Origin of the sequence: Pseudomonas sp. WS 5411, assembly GCF_012985595.1 — a bacterium.
Taxonomy (GTDB): Bacteria; Pseudomonadota; Gammaproteobacteria; order Pseudomonadales; family Pseudomonadaceae; genus Aquipseudomonas; species Aquipseudomonas shahriarae.
Genome location: NZ_JAARMC010000022.1, coordinates 1 through 24738, shown reverse-complemented (window position 1 = coordinate 24738; position 24738 = coordinate 1). Strand labels below are relative to the sequence as shown.

Annotated in this window: 25 protein-coding genes and 4 tRNA genes; 7 read left to right on the top strand and 22 right to left on the bottom strand. The window is 58.2% G+C overall.

Features of this window, described 5'->3' with window-relative positions; genetic code table 11:
• Positions 1–12: 12 nt before the first annotated feature.
• Positions 13–957, bottom strand: a complete 945-nt coding sequence (locus HBR93_RS21995) for a LysR family transcriptional regulator (RefSeq protein ID WP_169961063.1) — start codon at positions 955–957, stop codon at positions 13–15.
• Positions 958–1083: 126 nt separating this feature from the next.
• On the opposite strand from HBR93_RS21995, the gene HBR93_RS21990 reads away from it, so the two are divergent.
• Positions 1084–2259 (top strand): MFS transporter, encoded by a 1176-nt coding sequence (locus tag HBR93_RS21990; protein ID WP_169961062.1) that lies wholly within the window; start codon positions 1084–1086, stop codon positions 2257–2259.
• Positions 2260–2322: 63 nt separating this feature from the next.
• Here HBR93_RS21990 and HBR93_RS21985 read toward each other — a convergent pair whose 3' ends face one another.
• From HBR93_RS21985 to HBR93_RS21940, 10 genes are all read right to left on the bottom strand, one after another.
• Positions 2323–4194 (bottom strand): SurA N-terminal domain-containing protein, encoded by a 1872-nt coding sequence (locus HBR93_RS21985; RefSeq protein ID WP_115128511.1) that lies wholly within the window; start codon positions 4192–4194, stop codon positions 2323–2325.
• A 229-nt stretch (positions 4195–4423) separates the two neighbouring features.
• Positions 4424–4696 (bottom strand): HU family DNA-binding protein, encoded by a 273-nt coding sequence (locus HBR93_RS21980; protein ID WP_003174819.1) that lies wholly within the window; start codon positions 4694–4696, stop codon positions 4424–4426.
• Between the two features lie 146 nt (positions 4697–4842).
• The gene (gene lon / locus HBR93_RS21975; RefSeq protein WP_057441499.1) at positions 4843–7239 is read right to left on the bottom strand and encodes an endopeptidase La; all 2397 of its coding nucleotides are present in this window, start codon (positions 7237–7239) and stop codon (positions 4843–4845) included.
• Positions 7240–7399: 160 nt separating this feature from the next.
• Positions 7400–8683, bottom strand: a complete 1284-nt coding sequence (gene clpX / locus HBR93_RS21970) for an ATP-dependent Clp protease ATP-binding subunit ClpX (RefSeq protein ID WP_029298419.1) — start codon at positions 8681–8683, stop codon at positions 7400–7402.
• 112 nt (positions 8684–8795) lie between these two features.
• Positions 8796–9431, bottom strand: a complete 636-nt coding sequence (gene clpP / locus HBR93_RS21965) for an ATP-dependent Clp endopeptidase proteolytic subunit ClpP (RefSeq protein WP_029298421.1) — start codon at positions 9429–9431, stop codon at positions 8796–8798.
• A 92-nt stretch (positions 9432–9523) separates the two neighbouring features.
• Entirely contained in the window at positions 9524–10834 is a 1311-nt protein-coding gene (gene tig / locus HBR93_RS21960; RefSeq protein WP_057441496.1) for a trigger factor, read from the bottom strand.
• Positions 10835–11236: 402 nt separating this feature from the next.
• Positions 11237–11312: transfer RNA gene (locus HBR93_RS21955), tRNA-His, on the bottom strand.
• 77 nt (positions 11313–11389) lie between these two features.
• Positions 11390–11474: transfer RNA gene (locus HBR93_RS21950), tRNA-Leu, on the bottom strand.
• Positions 11475–11532: 58 nt separating this feature from the next.
• Positions 11533–11608 (bottom strand) — tRNA-His (locus HBR93_RS21945).
• Positions 11609–11640: 32 nt separating this feature from the next.
• Positions 11641–11717: transfer RNA gene (locus HBR93_RS21940), tRNA-Arg, on the bottom strand.
• A gap of 280 nt (positions 11718–11997) precedes the next feature.
• Here HBR93_RS21940 and folD point away from each other — a divergent pair.
• The 5 genes from folD (at position 11998) to HBR93_RS21915 (ending at position 14952) form a co-directional block, all read left to right on the top strand.
• Positions 11998–12852, top strand: coding sequence for a bifunctional methylenetetrahydrofolate dehydrogenase/methenyltetrahydrofolate cyclohydrolase FolD (gene folD, locus HBR93_RS21935; RefSeq protein WP_057445013.1), 855 nt, complete (start codon positions 11998–12000; stop codon positions 12850–12852).
• Between the two features lie 28 nt (positions 12853–12880).
• Positions 12881–13204, top strand: coding sequence for a hypothetical protein (locus tag HBR93_RS21930; RefSeq protein ID WP_169961061.1), 324 nt, complete (start codon positions 12881–12883; stop codon positions 13202–13204).
• A 393-nt stretch (positions 13205–13597) separates the two neighbouring features.
• Entirely contained in the window at positions 13598–13804 is a 207-nt protein-coding gene (locus HBR93_RS21925; protein WP_169391005.1) for a hypothetical protein, read from the top strand.
• A gap of 97 nt (positions 13805–13901) precedes the next feature.
• Positions 13902–14249 (top strand): hypothetical protein, encoded by a 348-nt coding sequence (locus tag HBR93_RS21920; protein ID WP_169877843.1) that lies wholly within the window; start codon positions 13902–13904, stop codon positions 14247–14249.
• Positions 14250–14271: 22 nt separating this feature from the next.
• Entirely contained in the window at positions 14272–14952 is a 681-nt protein-coding gene (locus HBR93_RS21915) for an SOS response-associated peptidase family protein (protein ID WP_169877898.1), read from the top strand.
• Here the strand turns inward: HBR93_RS21915 and HBR93_RS21910 are convergent.
• From HBR93_RS21910 to HBR93_RS21895, 4 genes are all read right to left on the bottom strand, one after another.
• Entirely contained in the window at positions 14949–15743 is a 795-nt protein-coding gene (locus HBR93_RS21910; RefSeq protein WP_169877897.1) for a DNA adenine methylase, read from the bottom strand. The two genes, HBR93_RS21915 and HBR93_RS21910, sit on opposite strands and share 4 nt — an antisense overlap.
• Before the next feature lie 68 nt (positions 15744–15811).
• On the bottom strand, positions 15812–16318 hold the full coding sequence (locus HBR93_RS21905) for a lysis system i-spanin subunit Rz (RefSeq protein WP_169877896.1): 507 nt from the start codon (positions 16316–16318) through the stop codon (positions 15812–15814).
• On the bottom strand, positions 16315–16848 hold the full coding sequence (locus tag HBR93_RS21900) for a glycoside hydrolase family 19 protein (RefSeq protein ID WP_169877895.1): 534 nt from the start codon (positions 16846–16848) through the stop codon (positions 16315–16317). Before HBR93_RS21900 ends, HBR93_RS21905 begins: the two co-directional genes overlap by 4 nt.
• 52 nt (positions 16849–16900) lie before the next feature.
• Positions 16901–17950, bottom strand: coding sequence for a contractile injection system protein, VgrG/Pvc8 family (locus HBR93_RS21895; RefSeq protein ID WP_169877894.1), 1050 nt, complete (start codon positions 17948–17950; stop codon positions 16901–16903).
• A gap of 125 nt (positions 17951–18075) precedes the next feature.
• Here HBR93_RS21895 and HBR93_RS21890 point away from each other — a divergent pair, with 125 nt between their 5' ends.
• On the top strand, positions 18076–18447 hold the full coding sequence (locus tag HBR93_RS21890) for a hypothetical protein (RefSeq protein ID WP_169877893.1): 372 nt from the start codon (positions 18076–18078) through the stop codon (positions 18445–18447).
• A 1-nt stretch (position 18448) separates the two neighbouring features.
• Here HBR93_RS21890 and HBR93_RS21885 read toward each other — a convergent pair whose 3' ends face one another.
• The 7 genes from HBR93_RS21885 to HBR93_RS21855 all read right to left on the bottom strand — a co-directional run bounded on the left by HBR93_RS21885 (position 18449) and on the right by HBR93_RS21855 (position 24676).
• A complete protein-coding gene (locus tag HBR93_RS21885; protein WP_169877892.1) occupies positions 18449–18655 on the bottom strand; it encodes a tail protein X in 207 nt (68 codons plus the stop codon).
• Positions 18630–19475, bottom strand: a complete 846-nt coding sequence (locus tag HBR93_RS21880; RefSeq protein WP_169877891.1) for a phage tail protein — start codon at positions 19473–19475, stop codon at positions 18630–18632. Before HBR93_RS21880 ends, HBR93_RS21885 begins: the two co-directional genes overlap by 26 nt.
• A gap of 8 nt (positions 19476–19483) precedes the next feature.
• A complete protein-coding gene (locus tag HBR93_RS21875) occupies positions 19484–21994 on the bottom strand; it encodes a phage tail tape measure protein (protein WP_169877890.1) in 2511 nt (836 codons plus the stop codon).
• A gap of 148 nt (positions 21995–22142) precedes the next feature.
• Positions 22143–22454, bottom strand: a complete 312-nt coding sequence (locus HBR93_RS21870; RefSeq protein WP_169877889.1) for a phage tail assembly protein — start codon at positions 22452–22454, stop codon at positions 22143–22145.
• Positions 22455–22465: 11 nt separating this feature from the next.
• Entirely contained in the window at positions 22466–22969 is a 504-nt protein-coding gene (locus HBR93_RS21865; protein WP_169877888.1) for a phage major tail tube protein, read from the bottom strand.
• A 12-nt stretch (positions 22970–22981) separates the two neighbouring features.
• Positions 22982–24148 carry a phage tail sheath family protein gene (locus HBR93_RS21860; protein ID WP_169877887.1) on the bottom strand — a complete coding sequence of 389 codons (1167 nt, stop codon included), beginning with the start codon at positions 24146–24148 and terminating at the stop codon, positions 22982–22984.
• Positions 24149–24250: 102 nt separating this feature from the next.
• Complete coding sequence (locus HBR93_RS21855; protein WP_169877886.1) at positions 24251–24676, bottom strand: phage tail assembly chaperone; 426 nt, start codon at positions 24674–24676, stop codon at positions 24251–24253.
• Positions 24677–24738: the final 62 nt, after the last annotated feature.

The following is a 24738-nucleotide window of genomic DNA, read 5'->3' as shown; positions in this document are numbered from 1 at the left end:
TTGTGCAACAGATCACCGGGTGCGCGCGCGGATTCCTGTCGGTAAAACGTCACTGGCCGGCTCGACGCGCGGTGCAGGAAAAAGCCTGGCGCTCATATGATCGATAAACACCCGCAGTTTGGCCGAGGCATGTCGGCTCGACGGCCAGAGCATCCAGAAGCTGCCACTGTGCTCCAGGTAATCGTCCAGCACCCGCTGCAGGCGGCCCTGCTCGACGGATACGCGGACCATGAAGTCCGGCAGGCAGGCAATCCCCAGGCCTTCGTGCACTACGTGCTTTAGCGACTCGATGGTAGTGCTGACCAACGGTGCACGCAGCACCGGCTCGGGTTCGCCGGGTAAATGGCGCAGGGGCCAGCTCTCCAGCTTGCCGGTGGCGCAAAACTTGTGACGCAGGCAGGCATGATGGTTGAGGTCCGTAGGACAGGCCGGTACGCCGTGTAAGGCGAAGTACTGCGGCGCTCCCACCAGCACCAACCGATAGTGCCCCAGCAGCCGCGCCGACAGCCGCGAGTCCTCGGGCTTGCCGGTGCGCACCACAGCGTCGAAGCCTTCCTCGATCACATCCACCATGCGGTCGGAAAAATCCACGTCCAGCTCAATCTCTGGATAGGCCCGCATAAACTCGGTCAGCACCGGCATCAACAGGCCCCTGACCTGGGGCAAGCTGATGCGCAATTTGCCTCGGGGGGTGGTCGCTGCTTCAGTCAACTCCTGCTCGGCCGCTTCAACCTCGGCCAGGATCCGCCGCGAACGCTCGAGAAACAGCGCGCCCTCGGCCGTCAGCGTGATACTGCGGGTACTGCGATGGAACAGCCGCACCCCCAGACGCTGCTCCATGCGCGCAATGCTTTTGCCCACAGCCGAGGACGACACCCCCAGCAGCCGACCGACCTGGGTAAAGCTGCGGGTCTCCGCGACCTGCACAAACACCGACATACTGCCCAGACTGTCCATTGTCACTTCCTGCGAATTACGGACATAAACGTCCGATAAGTTCGGAACCTTAGCCCATTTTTCCAAGTGGTTCAGCCCCCTACTCTGCCCCGATGTCCTGATGCCTTGAATACGGAGCCGAGCCACATGAATGACTGCAGTACACCGCAATGCCTGCCCAGCCAGCGCGAACGCCTGCCCATGGCGGGCTTGCTGGCGCTGGCCACCGCCGGCTTCATCACCATCCTCACCGAGGCGATGCCCGCAGGTCTGCTGCCCCAGATGAGCGCCGGCCTCGGGGTGAGCGAGGCGCTGGTCGGCCAGCTCGTCACGCTGTATGCCCTCGGCTCGTTGCTGGCCGCCATCCCCCTGACCATCGCCACCCGTGGCTGGCGCCGCCGCCCCTTGCTGATGCTAGCCATTGGTGGCTTCGCGCTAGTCAACAGTGTCACGGCACTATCAAGCGTGTATTGGCTGACCCTGGTCGCACGGCTGTTGGCCGGGGTGTTCGCGGGTTTGCTCTGGGCACTGCTGGCAGGATATGCCAGCCGCATGGTGGCGCCGCACCTACAGGGCCGGGCGATTGCCGTGGCAATGCTGGGCGCGCCCCTGGCGTTATCCCTTGGAGTACCTGCTGGAACGTTTCTGGGCACTGCAGTGGGTTGGCGCTTGAGCTTTGCGATCATGACCGGGCTGACGGTGCTGCTACTGGCGTGGGTGCGCTGGCAGGTGCCGGACTTTGCCGGGCAACGTGCGCAACAGCGCCTGGGCTTGCACCAGGTCCTGCGTTTGCCGGGGGTGCGTCCGGTGCTGTGGGTGACCTTCACCTACGTGCTGGCGCACAACATTCTGTACACCTATATCGCGCCGTTCCTGGTGCCCGCAGGGCTTAGCGCCGACATCGACCGGGTGTTGCTGGTATTTGGCCTGGCCGCGCTGATGGGAATCTGGATCGTCGGCCTGTTGATTGACCGCCTGCTGCAGATCTTGCTGGTGAGCAGTTGCACGCTGTTTGCCGCTGCGGCATTGGCCCTGGGGCTGTGGATCGCCTCTACCGAGGTCGTCTACCTGTCAGTCGCCATCTGGGGCCTGGCATTTGGCGGCTTGCCTGCCTTGCTGCAAACCGCGCTGGCCAAATCGGCCGGTGACTCGGCGGATGCAGCCCAGTCGATGCTGGTGACGGTGTGGAACCTGGGGATTGCCGGCGGTGGGCTGCTGGGCGGCATACTGCTTCAGGGATGGGGCGTCATGTGGTTTCCCTGGGTCGTTGCCGCCTTGGCTACGCTGGCATTGATCACCACCCTACAGCCTCGCCGCACCTGACAAACAGGCAAAAAAAGACCCCGGTTTCAGGCCGGGGTCTTTTTTGGAGACGCTATCACAGCATCAGAAGCGCTTGATGTCAGCCTTGGCTTCCAGTTCCTTGCGGAACGCAGCGAAGTCTTGCTGGCCGACGCGCGAAGCGAGGAAGCGACGATACTGCTCCTTCTCCTCTTCGGTTGGCGCAGCCCCTTCGGTGACGCTGTTCAAGCGCACGATCATCAAGCTGCCATCACGCAGGGTCACGTCAGCAAAGGTCGGCTTGTCTTTAGCAACAGGCTTGGCCATGCGGAACAGTGCCTGCAGTACGGCAGGCTCAACGCCTTCCTGGCCACGGGTGGCCGCTTCAGTGACTTTCCAGGCCTGACCATCAACCGGCTTGTCCAACGCCAGCTTGCCATCGCGCAGGTTGGCGATCAGCTCGTCAGCGTGAGCCTTCGCCGCAGCGCTTGCGCGCTCCTTGGTCATCTGGGCACGGATGGCGGTCGCCACGCTTTCCAGCGGCAGTTGCTCCGGCTTGCGGTGCTCCTTGGCGCGCAGGACTACGATGGTTTCCGGATCCAGTTCGATGGCGGTGCTGTTGGCACCCTCATCCAGCACTTCAGGGCTGAAAGCTGCCTGGATCACGGCACGGTTGGCCGTGATGCCTTCGCCACCTTCACGGCCAAACGGCGCCGAGGTGTGCACGGTCAGTTTCAGGTCCGAAGCTGGCTGGGCCAGGTCGGAGGCTTCGAATGCCGCGTCTTCCAGTTGCTTGGTCGCCTCGACGAAGCGCTGCTCCACTTGCTGGGTCTTCAGCTCGCGGGTCAGCTTGTCTTTCAGGCTGGCGAACGATGGCACTTCTGGCGCTTCAACACCCAGCAGCTTGATCAGGTGCCAGCCGAAGCTGGAACGTACCGGTGCCGAGACCTGGTCCTGGTTCAAGCCGTACAGGGCGCTTTCGAACTCAGGATCGTAGACGCCAGGGCCTGCAAAACCCAGATCGCCGCCGTTGTTGGCCGAGCCCGGATCCTGGGAGAACTCCTTGGCCAGGGCCTCGAAGCTTTCGCCCTTGGCCAGGCGTGCCTGGACTTCGTCGATCTTGGCCTTGGCCTGGGCCTCGGTCACCTTGTCGTTGACTTCGATCAGAATGTGCGCGGCACGACGCTGTTCAGCGAGGTTGGCGGTTTCTTTCTCGTACAGGGCCTGCAGCTCATCGTCGTTGACCGTTACCTGGTCGAAGAACGAAGCCTTCTTCAGCTCCAGGTAGTCGATGACGACCTGGTCCGGGGTCATGAACTCCTTGGCGTGCTGGTCGTAATAAGCCTTGACCTCGTCGTCAGTGAGTTTCACTGCGGCCGGGTCGGCCTTGACGCTGACGGTGGCGAAATCACGGGTCTGTTTTTCCAGGCGCGCAAAGTTCAGGACTTCCTGATCGGTGACAAAACCGCTGCCGGCAATGCCTGCACGCAGTTGGCCGATCAGCATTTCCTGGGTCAGCATCTGACGGAATTGCATACGGCTGTAGCCCAGTTGACGGATCACCTGGTCAAAGCGCTCAGCGCTGAACTTGCCGTCTTCCTGGAACTCCGGGGTCTGCAGGATCACTTGGTCCAGTGCAGCTTCCGAGAAGGAGAACTTCGAATCCGCCGCGCCTTGCAGCAGCAGCTTGCGCTCGATCAGGCCCTTGAGGGCCGCTTCGCGCAGCATTTTTTCATCCAGCAAGGACGCATCGAAGTCCTTGCCCAGTTGTTGCATCAGCTGCCGACGTTGCATGTCGACGGCCTGGCTCAGCTCGTTTTGACTGATTTCTTCACCGTTGACCTTGGCCGCGTCCTGGCTGTTGGTCGTGGCCTGGAAAATGGCCTCGATACCGGTGAAAGCCATCAATACAACGATGAGGCCGATAATGGTCTTGGCAATCCAGCCTTGTGAATTGTCCCTGATATTCTGCAGCATGCGTCCCCCAGAAACGGTTGAACTTCAAAATTAGGCAACCGTGGAGCGTGGGTAGAATCCGGATAGAAGAAAGGCGCATCCGAGGATGCGCCTTCTCGTAACTGGCGGAACGGACGGGTATTGAACCCGCCCCCCGGCGTAGCGACCCGATGGATACTCGGGTCAGTTGCCGCTCCGCTGCCAGGCCAGACCAGCGTCCAGCCCGGATAGGCAAAGGCTTGAACGAAGCTTAGTTAACGGCTTCTTTCAGGGCTTTACCGGCTTTGAAACCTGGTTTCTTGGCAGCAGCGATTTGCAGTGCTTTGCCAGTCTGTGGGTTACGGCCAGTGCGAGCTGGGCGATCGGTCACAGAAAAAGTACCGAAACCTACCAGTACCACGGAGTCGCCGGCCTTGAGAGCGCCAGTGACGGATTCGATTACTGCGTCCAGCGCACGGCCAGCAGCGGCTTTCGGGATATCAGCAGATGCGGCGATAGCATCAATCAGTTCCGACTTGTTCACTCTAAGTCCCCTTATATCTATTGAGTATGATTCTAAGTTTTTTGGTGAAAGCAAAAACCAGTGCTGAATGGCCTACAGACACTTAAGAGCCGCTTTATAACAAGGGCTCTAAAAAGCTGTCAAGGAAGCCACCAGGCTTAAACGTATTAATGCGTGCTAATTCTTTCCTTAGAGTCAGTCTCGCGTTTTTCGTCCTTCGCGACTATCTCCGGAGCCACATCTGGCAAGGGCTCCGGCGCGTATTGCAGCGCAATTTGCAGGACCTCGTCAATCCATTTAACCGGTTTAATCTGCAGATCCTGCTTAATGTTGTCAGGAATTTCCTTCAAGTCGCGAACATTCTCTTCCGGAATGATCACCGTCTTGATGCCACCACGGTGGGCCGCCAGCAACTTTTCCTTCAGGCCACCAATGGCCAATACCTGGCCGCGCAGGGTGATTTCCCCGGTCATGGCGACATCGGCGCGCACCGGGATGCCGGTCAGGGCCGATACCAGGGCCGTGCACATGCCTACGCCAGCGCTGGGGCCGTCTTTGGGGGTAGCCCCTTCCGGCATGTGGATGTGGGTGTCGTGCTTCTCGTGGAAGTCCAGGGGGATCCCCAGGCTGCGTGCGCGGCTGCGCACCACGGTCTGCGCGGCAGTGATGGATTCGACCATCACGTCACCCAGGGAACCGGTCTTGATCAATTGACCTTTGCCAGGGATAACCGCCGCTTCGATGGTCAGCAATTCGCCGCCCACCTGGGTCCACGCCAGGCCAGTCACCTGCCCTACCTGATCCTGCTGCTCGGCCAGGCCGTAGCGGAATTTACGCACGCCCAGGAAGTGTTCCAGAGCATCGGCGGTGACCTTCACAGAGAAGCGTTTTTCCAGGGCATGTTCCTTGACCGCCTTACGGCAGATCTTCGCCAACTGGCGCTCAAGGCCCCGTACACCGGCCTCGCGGGTGTAGTAACGAATGATGTCGCGGATCGACTCGACGTCGAATTCGATCTCGCCCTTCTTCAGGCCATTGGCCGAAATCTGCTTGGGCGCGAGGTATTTGACGGCGATATTGATCTTCTCGTCTTCGGTGTAACCCGGCAGACGAATCACTTCCATCCGGTCCAGCAACGCCGGCGGGATGTTCATGGAGTTGGAGGTGCACAGGAACATTACGTCGGACAGGTCGTAGTCGACTTCCAGGTAATGGTCGTTGAAATTGTGGTTCTGCTCGGGGTCGAGCACTTCGAGCAAGGCCGATGCCGGATCGCCCCGCATGTCGCTGCCCATTTTGTCGATTTCATCGAGCAGGAACAGAGGGTTGCGTACGCCAACCTTTGTCATCTTTTGAATCAATCTTCCCGGCATCGAACCGATGTAAGTCCGGCGATGACCGCGAATTTCCGCTTCATCACGCACACCACCGAGGGCCATGCGCACGAATTTGCGGTTGGTGGCATTGGCGATCGACTCGGCCAGGGAGGTTTTACCCACGCCAGGAGGACCGACCAGGCACAATACCGGGCCACGAATCTTCTTCACACGCTTTTGCACGGCGAGGTATTCGAGGATGCGTTCCTTGACCTCTTCCAGGCCATAGTGGTCGGCGTCGAGGATATCTTCGGCACGCGCCAGGTCCAGGCGTACCTTGGTCTGGGCCTTCCACGGCACCTGCACCAGCCAGTCGATGTAGGAACGAACCACGGTGGCTTCGGCGGACATCGGCGACATTTGCTTGAGTTTGTTCAACTCGGCGGTGGCTTTGGTCAGCGCGTCTTTAGGCAAGCCAGCGGCGTCGATGCGCTTTTTCAGCTCTTCGATCTCGTTGTGGCCTTCTTCGCCGTCGCCGAGCTCTTTCTGAATGGCCTTCATCTGCTCATTCAGGTAGTACTCGCGCTGGCTGCGCTCCATCTGCTTCTTCACGCGACCGCGAATGCGTTTCTCAACCTGCAGCAGGTCGATCTCGGCATCCAGCAGGGCCAGGACGTGCTCGACCCGGGTCGACAGGTCGATGATTTCGAGGATGTCCTGCTTCTGCTCGATCTTCAGCGCCATGTGCGCGGCCATGGTGTCGACCAGGCGGCTTGGCTCATCAATGCTGTTGAGGGAGGACAGGACCTCAGCCGGGACTTTTTTGCCCAGTTGCACGTATTGCTCGAACTGGGAAAGCAGGCTGCGTACAAAAACTTCGGATTCACGCTCAGGCGCATCGACTTCGTCGATCAACGCCACTTCTGCACGCAGGTGGCCATCCACCTCCATGAAGCGCTCGACCGCACCGCGCTGCTCGCCCTCGACCAGCACCTTGACGGTGCCATCTGGCAGCTTGAGCAATTGCAGAACGGTAGCAATAGTGCCGACGCGATACAGGGCGTCTTCGCCTGGATCGTCGTCAGCCGGATTTCTCTGGGCCAACAGCAGGATCTGCTTGTCGCCCGTCATCGCGGCCTCGAGGGCTTCGATAGACTTCTCGCGCCCCACGAACAGCGGGATAACCATGTGCGGATACACAACCACATCACGCAATGGCAGGAGAGGCAATTCAATGGTTGTCTTCATGATTTCGCCTCTATGACAGATGAAAGTAAGCTTGAAACCAAGATGGGGGCTGCGTGTAAAAAAAACAAGCTCAATGCTGGCAGTTACACACAGTAAAAATTCCTATGCAAAACAAAGGGGCCCCTAGAGGCCCCTTGTTTGTACCGAAACTGCGAAACGCTTACGCGTCTGGCGCAGCCTTGGCAGCCGGCTCACTGTTTTCGTAGATATACAGTGGCTTGGACTTACCTTCTATAACGCTTTCGTCGATCACCACTTTACTCACCTCGGACTGCGAGGGGATTTCGTACATGGTGTCGAGCAATACGCCTTCGAGAATCGAACGCAAACCGCGCGCACCGGTCTTGCGCTCCAGTGCCCGCTTGGCCACCGATTTAAGCGCATCAGCACGGAACTCGAGGTCTACACCTTCCATTTCGAACAGCTTGGCGTATTGCTTGGTCAGGGCGTTTTTCGGCTCGGTGAGGATCTGAATCAGAGCAGCCTCATCCAGCTCGTCCAACGTCGCCAGGACCGGCAGACGGCCAACGAACTCCGGGATCAGACCGAACTTGACCAGATCGTCAGGCTCGACTTCACGCAGGGACTCGCCCACCTTCTTGCCTTCTTCCTTGCTGCGCACTTCTGCACTGAAACCGATGCCGCCACGGGTGGAACGGTTTTGAATAACCTTTTCCAGGCCGGAGAACGCACCGCCACAGATAAACAGGATGTTACGCGTATCAACCTGCAGGAATTCCTGCTGCGGGTGCTTGCGGCCGCCTTGGGGCGGTACAGAAGCGACCGTGCCTTCAATCAGCTTCAGCAGGGCTTGCTGCACGCCTTCACCGGAAACATCCCGGGTGATCGACGGGTTGTCAGACTTGCGCGAAATCTTGTCGATTTCATCGATATAGACAATACCCATCTGGGCCTTCTCTACGTCGTAATCGCACTTCTGCAGCAGTTTCTGAATGATGTTCTCGACATCTTCACCCACGTAACCCGCCTCAGTGAGGGTGGTGGCGTCGGCGATGGTGAAGGGAACGTTCAGCAGGCGAGCGAGGGTTTCTGCAAGCAGGGTTTTACCCGAGCCTGTAGGACCGATCAGCAGGATGTTGCTCTTGCCGAGTTCGACCTCATCACCTTTCTTGTCACGCTGGTTCAAGCGCTTGTAGTGGTTGTACACCGCTACGGCCAGAACCTTCTTTGCACGCTCTTGACCAATCACGTACTGATCAAGGATGCCGCTGATTTCTTTAGGCGAAGGCAATTTATGCGCGCTGCTCTCGGCCTGTGCCTCCTGCACCTCCTCACGGATGATGTCATTGCACAGGTCGACGCACTCGTCGCAGATAAAGACCGAGGGGCCGGCAATCAATTTGCGCACTTCATGCTGGCTTTTGCCACAGAAGGAGCAATAGAGCAGCTTGCCGTTGTCCTCGCCGTTGCGGGTGTCAGTCATTCGTTCGATCCAAATCCGATAGGCTTGCAACACAAGATGAAGGCTTATGCGGGCTTTTTCAAGCCCGCCGGTGGTCGGACATGCCGACCAGGCCTATTTTGAGCTGCTTATATTAAGCGGGGCGCTTGTCGATCACGGCGTCGATCAGCCCGTATTCACGTGCGGCTTCGGCACTCATGAAGTTGTCGCGGTTAGTGTCGCGCTCGATTTCTTCCAGGGTGTGCCCGCTGTGCTTGGCCATCAGCGTGTTGAGGCGCTCACGGATAAACAGGATTTCCTTGGCGTGGATTTCGATGTCCGACGCCTGGCCCTGGAAACCGCCCAGTGGCTGGTGAATCATCACACGCGAGTTAGGCAGGCAGAAACGCTTGCCTTCAGCACCGGCTGTCAGCAGGAATGCACCCATGCTGCAGGCCTGGCCAATGCAAGTGGTGGACACGTTCGGCTTGATGAACTGCATGGTGTCGTAGATCGACATGCCGGCTGTCACCGAACCGCCTGGGGAGTTGATGTAAAGATGGATGTCCTTGTCCGGGTTTTCCGCTTCAAGGAACAGCAGTTGCGCACAGATCAGGTTGGCCATGTAGTCCTCTACCGGACCAACCAGAAAGATCACTCGCTCCTTGAGCAGGCGCGAATAGATGTCGTAGGCGCGTTCGCCACGAGCAGATTGCTCGACAACCATCGGGACCAGGCCGCCTGCGGCCTGGATATCAGAGTTCTGCTGAATATACGAATTACGGAACATGCTCTGCAGTTACTCCCAAATAGTCATGTCTTGAATACGCATAAGCCAGCGCGAGGCTGGCTTATGGGTGTATTTTCAAACGAGTTGGACAATCAGTCGGCTTGTGCTGCTTCTGCCGGCTTGACTGCTTCTTCGTAAGAGACCGCTTTGTCGGTCACCTTAGCCTTCTGCAGAACAGTATCCACAACTTGTTCTTCCAGCACAACCGAACGGACTTCGTTCAGCTGCTGGTCATTCTTGTAGTACCAAGCCACGACCTGCTCAGGCTCCTGGTAGGCCGAAGCCATTTCCTGGATCATTTCGCGAACGCGATCTTCGTCTGGCTTGAGGTCGAACTGCTTGACCACTTCAGCCACGATCAGACCCAGCACAACGCGGCGCTTGGCTTGCTCTTCGAACAGCTCGGCCGGCAGTTGATCAGGCTTGATGTTGCCACCAAACTGCTGAACAGCTTGTACGCGCAGGCGATCCACTTCGTTGGACAGCAGGGCCTTAGGCACTTCGATCGGGTTGGAGGCCAGCAGACCGTCCATAACCTGGTTCTTGACCTTGGACTTGATGGCCTGGCGCAGCTCACGCTCCATGTTCTTGCGAACTTCGGCGCGGAAACCTTCGATACCGGTTTCCTTGATACCGAACTGGGCGAAGAACTCTTCGTTCAGTTCTGGCAGCTTAGGCTCGGAAACACTGTTGACGGTCACAGTGAACTCGGCGGCTTTGCCAGCCAGGTCCAGGTTCTGGTAGTCAGCAGGGAAAGTCAGGTTCAGAACGCGCTCTTCGCCGGCTTTAGCGCCAACCAGACCGTCTTCGAAACCCGGGATCATGCGGTTGGAGCCCAGTACCAACTGGGTGCCCTTGGCCGAGCCGCCAGCGAACACTTCGCCGTCAACCTTGCCCACGAAGTCGATGTTCAACTGGTCTTCGTTCTGGGCAGCGCGATCGGCCACTTCAAAACGGGTGTTCTGCTTGCGCAGGATTTCCAGCATGTTGTCCAGGTCGGCATCGGCCACTTCGGCGCTCAGGCGCTCGATTTCGATACCTTCGAAGCCAGCAACGGTGAACTCCGGGAACACTTCGAATACAGCAACGTATTCCAGGTCCTTGCCAGCTTCCAGGGACTTAGGCTCGATGGAAGGCGAGCCAGCCGGGTTCAGCTTTTGCTCGACAACCGCTTCGTAGAAGGAAGCCTGGATCACGTCACCGACAGCATCTTGACGTGCATCAGCACCAAAACGGCGCTTGATTTCGCTCATCGGCACTTTGCCTGGACGGAAACCAGCGATCTTGGCCTTCTGGGCAGTCTGCTGCAGACGCTTGTTGACCGCGGTCTCGATGCGCTCTGCCGGCACGGTGATGCTCATGCGGCGCTCGAGAGCAGTAGTATTTTCAACAGAAACTTGCATGGATATTCCTCGTTGCACAGACGTTAGCCGGCCGTTTCCGACCCAAGAATCAAGGGCATGCATTCTAGTGGGTCAAACTCAAGAAGTCACCCTACTGAAAACGGGTAAAAAAACAGCAGGCAATTTACAGGTACGAATGCACGAATGCTCCTCGCCCCAGTGACAAATACAGCCAATCACGCCAGGGCTCTGTGCCAACCCTTCTATATATAGAAGCAGCCAGCGACCATCTCCCTGACAGCCGACCTTGCACGCAAGGCCGGCGGGTAGTTCGGCATCATCGAGAAACAAAAATACGACGAAGCGCCCCACCCCTGCGACCCAGTACCTGCAGCCGCCGAATACGCAAACCGCTAAAACAAAAAAGGCGCCAGACTGTTAAATCTGGCGCCTTTCGGAATATGGGGTGGACGAAGGGGATCGAACCCTCGACAACGGGAGTCACAATCCCGTGCTCTACCAACTGAGCTACGCCCACCATATTGCGTGACAAAGAAGCCAATTGCCTTCTCTGTTAAGCCCCAACCTAGCCCATGGCAAGGGTGACGCTGTATTTGGTGCGGATGAAGAGACTCGAACTCTTACGCCTCGCGGCGCTGGAACCTAAATCCAGTGTGTCTACCAATTCCACCACATCCGCGGCTTGAAACTTTTAAAACAAAGGCGCCAGACCGTTAAATCTGGCGCCTTTTGAAATATGGGGTGGACGAAGGGGATCGAACCCTCGACAACGGGAGTCACAATCCCGTGCTCTACCAACTGAGCTACGCCCACCATCTTGCGCTACTTGTGCCAAAGCTGCCTAATGGCGCACCCGGCAGGACTCGAACCTGCGACCATCCGCTTAGAAGGCGGATGCTCTATCCAGCTGAGCTACGGGCGCCTGATTAATCTGTACTCTTGGAGGACTACAAACTAAATGCTTCCAGCCTCACACAATAAAACAGCTATTGCGCTCGACCTTCTTAACCAGTGCTAGGCTGTGCCCGACAAGTGCGACGAATAGTATAGACGCCCCCAGGGGCCGTCAAATCTTTTTTGAAAAAAATTCATTTTATTTAAGGGGTTAGGGGAATTTGCAGACCAAGCGCCTTTGCCCTCACGTCCTGGCGTGCGAGAATGCGCGCACTTTTCCTCCCCCTCTCGATGGTTAATCACGCGTAATGACTGCACAACTTATCGACGGCAAATCAATCGCCGCCAGCCTGCGCCAGCAGATCGCCAAACGTGTCGCCGAGCGTCGCCAGCTTGGCCTGCGCACGCCGGGGCTCGCGGTGATCCTGGTCGGCAGCGATCCTGCCTCCCAGGTTTATGTCTCGCACAAGCGTAAAGACTGTGAAGAGGTCGGCTTTATTTCCAAGGCCTACGACTTGCCTTCCGACACCACCCAGCAGGCCCTCACCGACCTGATTGACGGCCTCAACGACGATCCGAATATCGACGGCATCCTGCTGCAATTGCCGCTGCCGGAGCATCTGGATGCTTCCCTGTTGCTGGAGCGCATCCGCCCCGACAAAGACGTCGACGGTTTCCACCCCTATAACGTCGGTCGCCTGGCCCAGCGTATTCCACTGCTGCGCCCCTGCACGCCGAAGGGCATCATGACCCTGCTGGAAAGCACCGGCGTCGACCTGTACGGCCTGGACGCCGTGATCGTCGGCGCGTCCAACATTGTTGGTCGCCCAATGGCCATGGAACTGCTGCTGGCCGGCTGCACCGTGACCGTGACCCACCGCTTCACCAAGGATCTGGCGGGCCATGTTGGCCGTGCCGACCTGGTGGTAGTCGCCGCCGGCAAGCCGGGCCTAGTCAAGGGTGAGTGGATCAAGGAAGGCGCCATCGTGATCGACGTGGGCATCAACCGTCAGGACGACGGCAAGCTGGTGGGCGACGTGGTGTATGAAACCGCCCTGCCCCGTGCCGGCTGGATTACCCCGGTGCCGGGTGGTGTTGGCCCGATGACCCGTGCCTGCCTGCTGGAAAACACGCTGTACGCGGCCGAAACCCTGCACAGCTGATCACCTGCAGCGCCAAAAGAGCCCCGCCTTGACCCAAGGCTGTTCACAGGTCACGCCGGGCTTCCTGAAAAATCCGCTGCCAGCTGTCTGGCAGCGGATTTTTTTATTCCCGCTCGATAGAACAGTGCGCCGCGGCTTTCTGAAAGTGATGCCTGCGCACTTAAAAGCAACGCCAATCAGCAGTGCAATCCCCAAACCCCATAACCCTATGATGGTCAGTGGCATCTGCGGCTTCACCGATCAACAACGTTGTAGTACCCCTACGCACAGTAATAAATGGGTGGCCCAACGAATCGTTTTACCGTTCATCTTCGTCCCTGATTTCAACGACTCCTACTCGACGCAACGCTGACAAAAAGCCCCTCTCAAAGGCCCTGAGGCTTTTGTATCAGTCCTACATGCCCAGGGCTGACAGAAGCGTTTTTGCCATATCTGCGCGCCAATGCGCTTTGCGCTACAACCCTAACCAATCATCGGCTTACAGCCTTTATTTAAAGGCTCTCTATCAGTTTCTGATCCATACTAATAATATTAATTTTGGGTATTTCTGGGTTTTCCAAAGGGGGCAAGTCCAGGAAATACGGGGCTTGCCTACTTTGGGATACCCACCATTCGATAGCGAAACGCGGTCGGTGGTACAAAAATTGGTACGAGATTCACCCCTCCCCCGGCGTCCTGCCGACCGCTCACAATCCACCACCAAGCAACCCAACTGCTACGCTGTTCACTCCAAGGAGGAACACCGATGCCGAACTCTGACCTGCTCCCTTCCCTGCTGTCCAAAATCAACGAAAACCAACTCGCCCTTGAAGCAGCCATCATGGAGCTTACGAACTGGGTTGAGCAGCAAGGCGGCACCGAAGTTGCCGACAACGTTCGCGGCGCGCTGGACACCATCGACCGCAACGAAGAGTTCATCAAGCTAACCTTGGCCGTTCTCAACGCTCCCTGACTGATCGTCGGGAACACCTGCAGTTCGTCGTCTCGCAACCTCTGTCCGCACAAATCTCGATTACTGTATGGATATACAGTTTTCGGATTCCCCAACCATGAACATCGATGAAGACACCTGCGAGTGGCTTGGATGCCCTACGCCTCTAGAAATGCACAAACAACACGCGCTGCTCCTAGAGAATGAGATTCAGGAACTGCAACTGCAGCTTCGCAAAGCCAGAGAGGGCATCTACGGCTTGGTGCGAATGCACGCTGAGTTATCTACCGAGCGCGACAAGCTTCGCGCAGAGCTCAAGGCGTCAGATAGCGCTCTTTCTAGCTGCAATACAGACCTGGGTTTTGTCACAAGCAAGCTCAATTCACTTGAATGGGCGCTTGCGCGGGCTACAAACGGGGCCTGGGGAAGTACCCCCATGAAGATTCTGCCGAGTGATCTAAGCTGAAGTTTCTACCGAGGGCTTGCCGATGTGCGGAAGACTTTCACAGTACAGCGGAATTCATGACTTCGTTGCGGTACTGAGCATGCCCAACGCCCTGGCAAACTCAGTGGGTGAGGCACCGTTTGAGCGGTACAACGTAGCACCAACCACCCAGGTCGCCCTGCTCCACCAGCAGGATGAAACCCTGCACGCAGACCTGGTGCGGTGGGGTTGGCGACCACACTGGGCCAAGGACCGTGCTGCGCCGATAAACGCTCGAGTCGAGAAAGTGGCCCACGGCCCATTCTTCCGGGCGATCTGGCCGCACCGGGCAATCACGCCCGTGGACAACTGGTTTGAATGGGTTGATGAAGGGGGGCCAAAGAAACAGCCCTACCTGATCCGCCGGCGGGATGGCGCGCCAGTGCTGTGTGCGACCATAGGCCAGCTACCCGACACAGATGAAGGCCAAGGCGAGCATGACGGCTTTGTGATCATCACCGCAGACAGCGCCGGCGGCATGGTGGACATTCACGACCGGCGGCCCGTGGTGCTGACGCCCGAACTGGCCAGGGAATGGCTGGACCCAGCCACACCCAAGGAGCGTGCCGAGCAGATGGTATTGCACCAGGGCGAACCGTCCGAGGCTTTCGAATGGTTCAGGGTCGATATGGCAGTGGGCAACGTAAGGAACAAAGGCCCGGGACTGATAGAGCGCCTGACCTAGAAAAGCCCGCCAAGGTCAGAGGGCTTCCAATTCATTATCACCAACTCCCCGCTGACCTCAGCCTTCCCTTGCCGCTGATTCGTCGTGGAATAGCGAATATCCACAGTTTCAAAGTGGAACCCCTCAAATACCCGCCTTATGTCCGGATGGTCATTGATGCTGACCATCACCTTTCCTTTGCAGCGCCGCATGAAGTCAGCCATCCGTTCATAGTTTTCGAACGGAAAGTCCACACCGTACCCGGCGGTCTGCCAGTAAGGCGGGTCCATGTAATGGAAGGTGTGAGGCCGGTCGTAACGTTCGGCACATTCAAGCCAGCCGAGGTTTTCGACATAGGTTCCGGAAAGACGCTGCCACGCGGCTGACAAGTTCTCCTCAATCCGGAGCAGGTTGATAGCTGGGCCCGTCGTCGCTGTGCCAAAGGTCTGTCCGCTGACCTTGCCCGCAAATGCGTGGTGCTGCAGGTAGAAAAACCGCGCAGCCCGCTGAATGTCGGTGAGCGTTTCAGGCCTGGTCATCTTCTGCCACTCAAATACCTGGCGCGAGCTGAGCGCCCATTTGAACTGGCGCACGAACTCCTCCAGGTGGTTCTGCACGACCCGGTACAACGTCACCAGGTCGCCATTGATATCGTTAAGAACTTCGACTGGTGCAGCCTGAGGGCGCATGAAGTAAAGCGCAGCGCCACCAGCAAACACTTCAACGTAGCATTCGTGCGGTGGAAACAGTGGAATAAGGCGGTCAGCCAGACGACGTTTGCCGCCCATCCATGGAACGATTGGGTTTGTCATTTTTGCAATCCTTTGCAAAGTGGGTGCTTATTGGGGGTCATGTTAATTTTTGCGACCGGGAATGTGGGTCAGGGCGCAATGGTCCTGACATACGCCTGGCACGCCCGCAGCGCGATCAATCCTTGGTCGCCGGCATCGGTGATGGCGATAATTCGTTGAGCATGCGCTGGGTCAAGTTGGGCTCTCTGGGCTCCATGAACCACGCCGACGGCGCCGGGGGCGGTAGGCACGTTGCAGCCACTGGCTGAATCCGTGGCGTCGAGAAGGACTGACAGCCGCAAATCAGTAGTAGCAAGGCGGTCAAGCAGGCGGGCCTGGTTGCGTTGAGCATCGGAAAGTTCTCGGGTGTGTTGTTGATCGGAGGTGGCCAGCGTTTTCTCCAGCCCCAGGCGCCTGTCCTGCTCGTCGCGCACTTGCTTGATGGCCACCGCGCTGATCCTGTCCAGCTCGCTCTGGTGCAGGCCGGCCTGCTCGACCAGCATCTTGCCCATGCGCCACTCCTGCACCTGCCAGGTGCCTCCGGCGCAGATCGCCATCGCCAGCAGGATTACGGACAGGATCTGCCCGGGCGTCATGCCAGCACCTTCAGCGCCTGGGTGTACAGCGCCTGGCGGTCGGCCATCCCACTGGTGCCGCCATTGATCCGGCGGGTGATCTTCATGAACTCGCCCCTGTCTGCCAGGGTGTTCAGGCCTTTCGTCGACCAGAACCAAGCCGCCGACATTGCAGCGTGCTGCGGCTGCTCCAGGAGCTCAGGCTGATTGATCAGGTCCAGGCCCAAGGCCTCACCGCAAGCCGCGTGATTGGCCCGGCCAGTGATCTGGATCAGCCCCCGGCCACGGTACTTTGAGCCATCCCCCTTAACGGTGTTGCCCAGGTCGGCACGGCCTTCATATCCGGCCTGCTGCGCCGTGGGGCCCCAGATCTCACGCACATAGCGCAACTGACCCGACTCATGCCCGACTTGGGCAATGAACGCGGCGATCCGTGCCGGGGTGACAATTCCGTGTTTGCTCATCGCCGTATTGAGCACAGGAACAAAAACGCCGGCTTGGTGGCCGGCGTTTGGAAGAATTTGCAGCAGTTGCTGCTGAGTAATAGCCATGCAAGCTCCTAATATGACTGAACCGCGCACTGCGGGGTAAGGGGAATTACTGTTACGCCAGGCTGACCACCTTGACGGGCTTCGCGGCCTTCTTCGACTTCTTGCCTTTGGCCTTGGCCTTGCCCTTTTTGCCGCCGTTGCACTCGATGGTGGTGGACCAGGCGGCTTGGGTGAATGTCTGTTCCACAGAATCCACCAGGTACTCACCATCAAGCCCCACCTTGAAGCCCTGGGCGTTGATAGAGCGCTCGGCAAACAGATCCGTGCGGCCCGGCATTTCCAGGCGCACGCCGGCTGTCGAGCGGTTAAACGCCGCCAAGCGCGCCTTGGCCGCAGATTCGGCGGCGGTCTTGTTTGGGTGAATATGCCGGTCGGTGTGTACTGCCGGCAGGCCGTCCGGCACGTCATCGTTGTCCAGCGAGACCACCGACAACTTGCCCGTCTTCTTATCTTGATGCTTGGCCGCCACGGCCTTGTGCGCGTTACGGTCGCCCAAGCGAAACTGCCAGCGACTTACGTCACTGCGCGTTAGGGTGATAACGCCAATCACTTTGCCGCTGGCACTCAACCCCGCTTGGCGCTGCATTACCATCAACTTGCCATCACCGACCTTGGCAGTGCAGTCATATTGCTTGGCCAGGCGCGTGACAAAGCTGAAGTCCGATTCGTGGAGCTGGTCAGCGCGTACAACCTTCGTAGCCACGGTGCAGGCCGGGGCCCATCCGTTGCGCGCCGCAATATCGGAAACGATTTTTGACAGTGGCACGTCCTCCCAGCTACCGCTGCGGATGGATTTGCCGGTACCGCGCATGTCACTGGCCTTTCCACGGATAACGATGGTATCCGGCGGGCCTGAAACCTCAATCTCATCGACCACATAACGCCCCAGACGCACCAGGGAGGTTTCGGCATAGCCCAGGTAGACCTCGATCCCTGCGCCGCGCTTGGGCAGTGTCACCAGGCCATCACGATCATCAATACGCAACTCAAACTCGTCCGACTCCATCCCGGGCTTGTCCGTGGTGCGCAGCAGCAAAAGCCGATCATTGATCAGAGACGTAATGTCGGAACCGTTCGCAACGATTCTAAATTGGGGGGTCATAGGCATTGGCCAAGAGAGCGCGCCAGGCGCAATTGAGAGAAAGGCGTTACGCGTAACGCTGAATAGACTCGGTATTCAACCGCCCATAGAATCCCGGTCCTCGACCTCAGTCAGTAAGGAACCCCATGAAACGGACTTTATTTGCCGCGCTGCTCGCCGGCGTTGCACTTTCCAGCCAAGCCGCCGAACCAACGAAGCGTGAAGCGAAGGACTTTATTACCCGCCTGGATGCGGCAGTGGAACGCGGCAACGCGCAGATACTTAGCGAAAAAATCGATCCTGTAGCCCGCCGCAAGCAGGCCCAGGACTTGATCGCACTTCAAAATGAAGGCATGAAATTCGGCGTGCTGTTTACTCCGTTCCATAGTTGCAACGAGGCCTCTATCAGCGCCTCGTCGTCATGGCAAGGCCTGATAGGCCTCAATAAACGACAGTTCGATGAAGGCATAGACAGCTACGAAAAAGAACGCCAGGAATGCCTGGAAGCAGTGAACTAACTCAGTCCCACAGGGCCACCTGCTCATCCACGGGGCCTGGCAGATCCGGCAGAACGATCACCACACCAGTACGGTAAGGCTGTTCCTCATCCGCCAGGCCCTGATTGGCCGCCAGCACCGCCTCAACCGTGCCCACCAGATGGCCATAAAAGTTATGACAAATGGTGTCTAGCGTATCCCCGTCAGATGTTCTGCATGTCGTCGCCATAGCGCACAAACTCCAAGGTAAACGCCTGTTTGCGGGGGATACCGCCTTGCATCAGGGCGCTTTGATCCTCTTCAACGGTCTTGAGGCACCAAGTGCCCAGGACAAAGCCAAAGCCCGTCGTAAGGGTCAAAGGCTTGAGCTTTGAGCCAATCGAACGCAGCGTATTGAGCTGACCTAATCCCCCCCTGAAACCGGGGAAAATATCGCCCTTCAGCGTGATTTTTTCGTCCCCCATGCCCACGGCCTGCTGGGCCGAACGCCGCGTTAACCGCTCCTGGGAAGCCCAGCGATATTCAGTCGAGCGCCGCAACGAGTCGAAAGCCGCCGTATCAAGGTTGAAGTAATACGGCTGGGCCTTCGGGTCCAGCGGCTGAAGAATCAGCAGATGCGGAAACGGCTTAACCGCTTCTTTCGCCGGCGTTGCGTCCGTGGCAAATGCACCGGTGGGGATGATGTTTGCCAGTGACGGGTCAATCATGCCGGCGATTTTGTTAATCGTTCGTGCTGCGCGTCCGGCCTGATCTTTCAAGACCCCCATGCGCTCATCAACATTCGATAGCGCCCGAGTGGCCCGGTTGTACTTTGCGATCACCTGGCCCACTTTGGCCTGGGCCGTGGAAATTCCGCGCATAACCCGCTGTAGTTTCGCCCCCACCGCCGGGCCAATAAACGGCAGATCCTCCAGGGCATCGGCAGCCCCGGTAATTTCACTGATCGCACCGTTTACCGGCCCCATCACCCCGTCGATACTGCGCCGCCCCTCTTCACCGGCCGTGGCCAGGTACTTCAGGCCAGACTGTAGCTGTACCAGTGCTTCCATATTTCCTCCTAGATATGCGGCGCATCGTAGAGCTTGCGATTTTCCAACTGCTGGGCGATCTCGCGTTGTTGTTGCTCCATCAACGGCCGCAACTGGGCCACAAGCTCGGTCGGGTCTTTCACGTCGCCTTGTACTGTCACTGTCAGCGCCGCGTTGATGTCTATCTTTGCATCGACTTTCGCCGGCTGAACCTTCGCCACCACCGCCGCCGCCAGAGGCGCCGCAAGCGGCCCCACCGCTGCATCAGCGCTGGCTGGGGGGAGCATCATGGATCGCGCGGCGTCCCCCGGATTGACTGCACCAGGCGCTGTCGACAACACACCTTGGCCAGGGCTGGCCATCATGAGCGGACCAGTACGCGCGGGCTCAAACGACTTCGCAATATCACCAAGCACCGGCGGTATGTCCTTGCCGGCATCCCTCATCATCAAAGGCCCCGCCACCGGCATGACCTTGCTGGACTCGTCGGAGCCAAACATGGACTTGCCAACGGCGCCGCCGAGGGCATCGCCGCCCATGCTTCCCAGCCAGCCCCCAATCAAGCCGCCCACAATGGTTCCGATCACCGGAACAGCCGAACCAATGGCCGCACCAGCGGCCGCGCCGGCGAGCGTACCGGCAAAGCTGCCAGCGGCCGCGCCGTAGCCCTCGGCCTTTTCGTCCTGCGTTTCGGCGTTGTCGTAGGTGTCTTTTGCCTTGAATCCGGCATCAATCAACGCCAACAATGCCGGCCCCTTGAGGTTCACCCCCTGCCCGCGCCCAGGGCTTCGACTGTCCCGGCCGCCGCCCTTGCCTTTGCCTTTCCTGTCCTTGCCGTCTTTTACGCCAGTGTCATCGAGGTCACCCAAACCACCGCCACCGGCCCCACCCATGGGCATATTGGTAACTATGACTTTTTGCGGGATGTTCGGATTACCCATCAGCGAGCCGCGCCCGATGTTGAGCAGGCCCTTGGCAATCTTGAACCCGCTCATAGCGGTCTGAAACGCGATCACAGCAGCTACTGCGGCGCCGATCCCCGTCACAACCCGGGGCGATTCGTCCGAAAGCTTTGCCAGCCCCTGGGTGACATAGGCCAAACCATCCGCCACTTTGTCAGTGACCGGCCGGAATGCGTCACCAATGGCGCGCATAGCTTCGTCCATGCCCTGGGCCATTTCTGCCCATTTCTGAGCCGACGCCTGCCGGCGCTCTTCAAGGTTCTTATCAAGGATTCCAGTGGCACTGGCCGAGTCTTTCTTGAGCTGGGCATACAGCTCTTTGTTCTGCAGGTAGGCCGTCAAAGCGCCCTTAACCTGCATGTCGGCGAACAAATCCCCGGTACGCAAAGCCTGCTCCAGGGACGCGATCATTGCCTTGGCTTTCTCGGGGTCAGTTTCCTTACTGATCTTCGCCGTAGCGGCCGCCATCGCTGCAGCTTTCTTCGGATCCGTTGCCGCAATGTACTTCTGTGCCAGCTCAAAGCTGGATTCAAGGGTGGATTTACCATTCTGCAGGCCGGTATTCATCGACCCTTGGTAGTCAATCCCGGCGTCCTTGTAGGCCTTGACCGTATCGCCAGAACCGATTTTCTCCATCCAGTTCTTGAGGTTGTTGGCCGCTTCATCAGCGCCGCCGGCGGTCTTCATTTGCACCTGAAGCATTGAACCAAGTTGCGTCACGGCATCCATGCCGGTAATGCCTATATTGCCCATTTTTGCCAATAGGTCAGGAAACCACCGAGCCATGTCAGCCGCTTCAAAACTGCCAGCTTGGCCTTGATAAGCGATAGCCTCCAGCGCCTGCTGCATCACGGCTGGGTCGGATATTTTGGCGTTCTGTCCCAGGGCGTTGATCATTCGGGCCGTTTCGCCGCCGTCCGAACCCTGGCCAATTGCAAACTTGGCCGCCACAGGCGCGTATGACAGAGCCTTATCCAGCTCCATGCCGGCACCCACCAGCGCGTTGACCACCTCGGCCACCTGATTGCGCGCCATGCCGGTATCACGCGATGTGCCGATGATCGTTTTCGACATCTGCGCTTCTTCAGGCGTGTTGGCAATGTTCGCCTTGATCGCAATGTCTCGGATGATCGCGCCAAAGTCAGCACTAACCTTTGTCGGGATGGCCATTGACGCGGTAGCCGCCGCTGCTTGGCCAATGCTGCTTTTCAGCTGCTGTTTGCCGGCATCAATCTGCATATGGCCCTTGGCCTTTAACTCAGCCTTGGCCGCCGCCTGACCCATAGCGCCATAGGCCTTGGTCAGGTTGCGCACCTCAACGCCCTGCTTTCGCAGCCCCTCCAGATTGTTCTCAAGCTTTCGCTGTAGCGCAGCGGCACCCTTGTCGCCGGCCATGTGCGCTTTGCGCCATTCATCACGCAAGCGCATAGTTTCGCCGATGGTTTTTTCCAGCACCCGCGCCTTAGAGCCTTGTTCCTCCAGCTTCTTTATTTTGTTGCTGACGTCCTTGAACGCCGCCCCCACCGTCGAGCTGACGGCGCCGCCGATCACCAGGCCAAGAGCCAGTTTGTTTGCCATGTGCGCGCCCTATACGTCGGGAAGAACAGCGGCGGCTCAATCCGTGAGCCACCACACCATCACGTTAAAGGGCATGGCCAGGATCTCGGCAGAAGAGAAACCCGTCTCTTTTGCCAAGCGCTTGGCCAGCACCTTCAGCGTGCCCTCGTTACACGTCGTCTTCTTCAACCAGGCGAAAATAGCCCGCCTGAAGGCGCATGTAGTCCTTGTATTTGAGGCTTGTGAGTTCTGCCTCAGTGGCCGTTAGCAGGCTGCAAAACAAGTTCAATTCCACCTTTTCATGGTCACCATTGCCGGCGATTTTTGCGGCCATAACATCCTTTACGCTGGGCGCGCGCATCATCAGCTTATCGGTCACAACCCCATTGAAATTGGCATTGTGCTTGAGCGTTACGGTAACGCCTTCGTCGCTCAGGGTCAGCCAGGCCGGGAGCGGTGCAGCGAGAGATACGTTGGTCATATCAATAATCCTTAAAGGCCCAGGGCGGCACGGTCACCGGCAAGCTGATCAACACCGTTGATCACTTGAACCATGTTCACAACATCAATCTCGTACATCACACGCCCGTCAATTTCGAGCTTGTAGTAGGTCACAGACATGGCGTGCTTGATTTCGGACTTTTTGCCCGCCTCAAAGTCCCCCATATCAATTTCATTCAGCGCACCTCGCAGGGTCACTTTGACCGGCTTCGTGCGGCCTTTCTGGTCTTTAAACGAGGCACGGAACACCACGTTGCAAGCTGTCCTGTCCGCCAGGGCGAAGAACTTCAGCGACTCTTTACGAACGCCATTGGTGACCCAGGAAGCGTCCATTGGCTCCAGGCCAATGGGCAGCTGAACAGACCCGCTCATGCCGCCGCCCCGGTATTCCTCGGTTTTTTCCTTGACCTTTGGCGGGGTCATGGTCGGCACGTCGCCGGAAAAGCTCACGCCATCCATGAACATGACGCACTGGCTCAAAATTTCAGGAATCATTACTCGGCCCCCTTAGGCTGCTTCAAGTACTTCGGTCAGCCACTCGTTGGTGACTTCGATCAGGAAATTCGGGTTCTCGGCCGGCGGCACGTCGGTGAAACGAATGCGCCAGTAAATTTTCCCCTGCTCAATCTGGCTGGCCGTGTTCCGCTCGGTGTCCGCGTAGACTTCGAAGTTGATCACCGCGCCAGCGTTCTTCTGGTCGGTCATAAACGCTTGGAGACCTTCGGTCACGTCCGAGACATAGGTTTTCGTGATAGAGCGGTCTACAGCCCACTTGTGGCCCGCCTGGATGGCATCCATAAGAATGTCGCAGGTACGCACACGGGTAACAAACGACCACTTGGCATCAGCGGAGCAAGTACGATTGCCCCACAGGCGGTAACCGCCATCGCGAATGATCGTGGTGATGTTCGCGTTATTGAGCAGGTTGGCCCGGCACGTCTCGTCGCCGTCCAAGTACTCCACCGGCCGGGTGGTACCGGTGATGCCAACAAACTCTTTGTTCGATGGCGACGCCCAGTAGCCATACTCGGCATCAGTCCAAGCAAACAAGCCCGCGGTCCAAGCCGATCCCGGGGCATCCACGGTTGCGCTTTCGACAGTGCTCCAAAACTGCACACCCGGATCCACCAGGTAAATGCGCTTACTGCCGAAGTTCAACGCGTAGGCCATGGCGGCCTCATCAGTGGTGTTTGGACCATCAATAATTGCAATCGCACGCAACTTGCCAGCCAGTGCGTCCATGGCGGTGGCCACCGCCTGGGTAGCAGAATGCCCCGGGGCAATCAGCAACTTGGGCTGGGCGTTGTGGCGGCTCTTGCCGTCCAGTAGCGCCTGAAGGCCTGTACGCTGCCCATCGGCCAGAACGCCACCGATGATGGCGGTCGTTTGCAGCGCGGCGTCAGCGAGCTTAGGGACGCCAACGGCGACGATTACAGCCTTTGCCCTGACATAGATTGCTTGGCAAGCTCGGGTAATCGCCGAGTCAGTGCCGAACGCGGCAATGGCTTCACGCTCAGACGTGATCAGCTTCAGCTCGCCTGCCTTGGCGCTACCGCCACCGAGCACGCCCGGGGTGAAGGTGTCGCACAGGCCAATGATCGAGGACGACGGGAGCGAGATAGTGCGCGCGCCGGTGTCGATCAGAGAGGTGGTAATGCCGTGAAAGAAACTCATGGGGCTCAATCTCCAGAAACGAAAAGACCCCGCATAAGCGAGGCCGTGGGGAATATTTTTGTTGTTGCGACAGATGCAAAAACGCCCCGTCTGAGCGGGGCGTTATTGTGTTACGTCTATCAGCCAACTCGGCGGAGTAGGTCGAACTGCTACGTCGGGAAAATCATCTACAGACGGCCATTCTCGCAACGCCTGGCGATACTTCAAAAACTCCGCAAATTGCTGCGGCGACAACGTTGTGGCGCTGTCCATGTCCTGCTCATCGCGGTGACGGGTAGCCACCCATTCATAACGGGAAAGCTCAGCAGAGCGCCAAATCCGCTCACGATCTTGCAGTTCTTCCAAGGATGGCGGGGCAGTATCCGAAACCAACGGCTCGCCCTCTTTGCCTGGACGTAAAACTTTCCCGGTCGAACATGCATCCAGCAACTGGCGATGCTGCTCCCGGGTGATTTCGTATCCCCCATTGTCGGCGAGCCCGAAGGCAAAACGCTGGTCTTCTTCGACCCACTTAGCCCAAATGTTCATAACCCGCCCTCAATAGCCGATAGCAATCCAGCGGATGTACGCTGTGCCGGTGAAAGATGAAG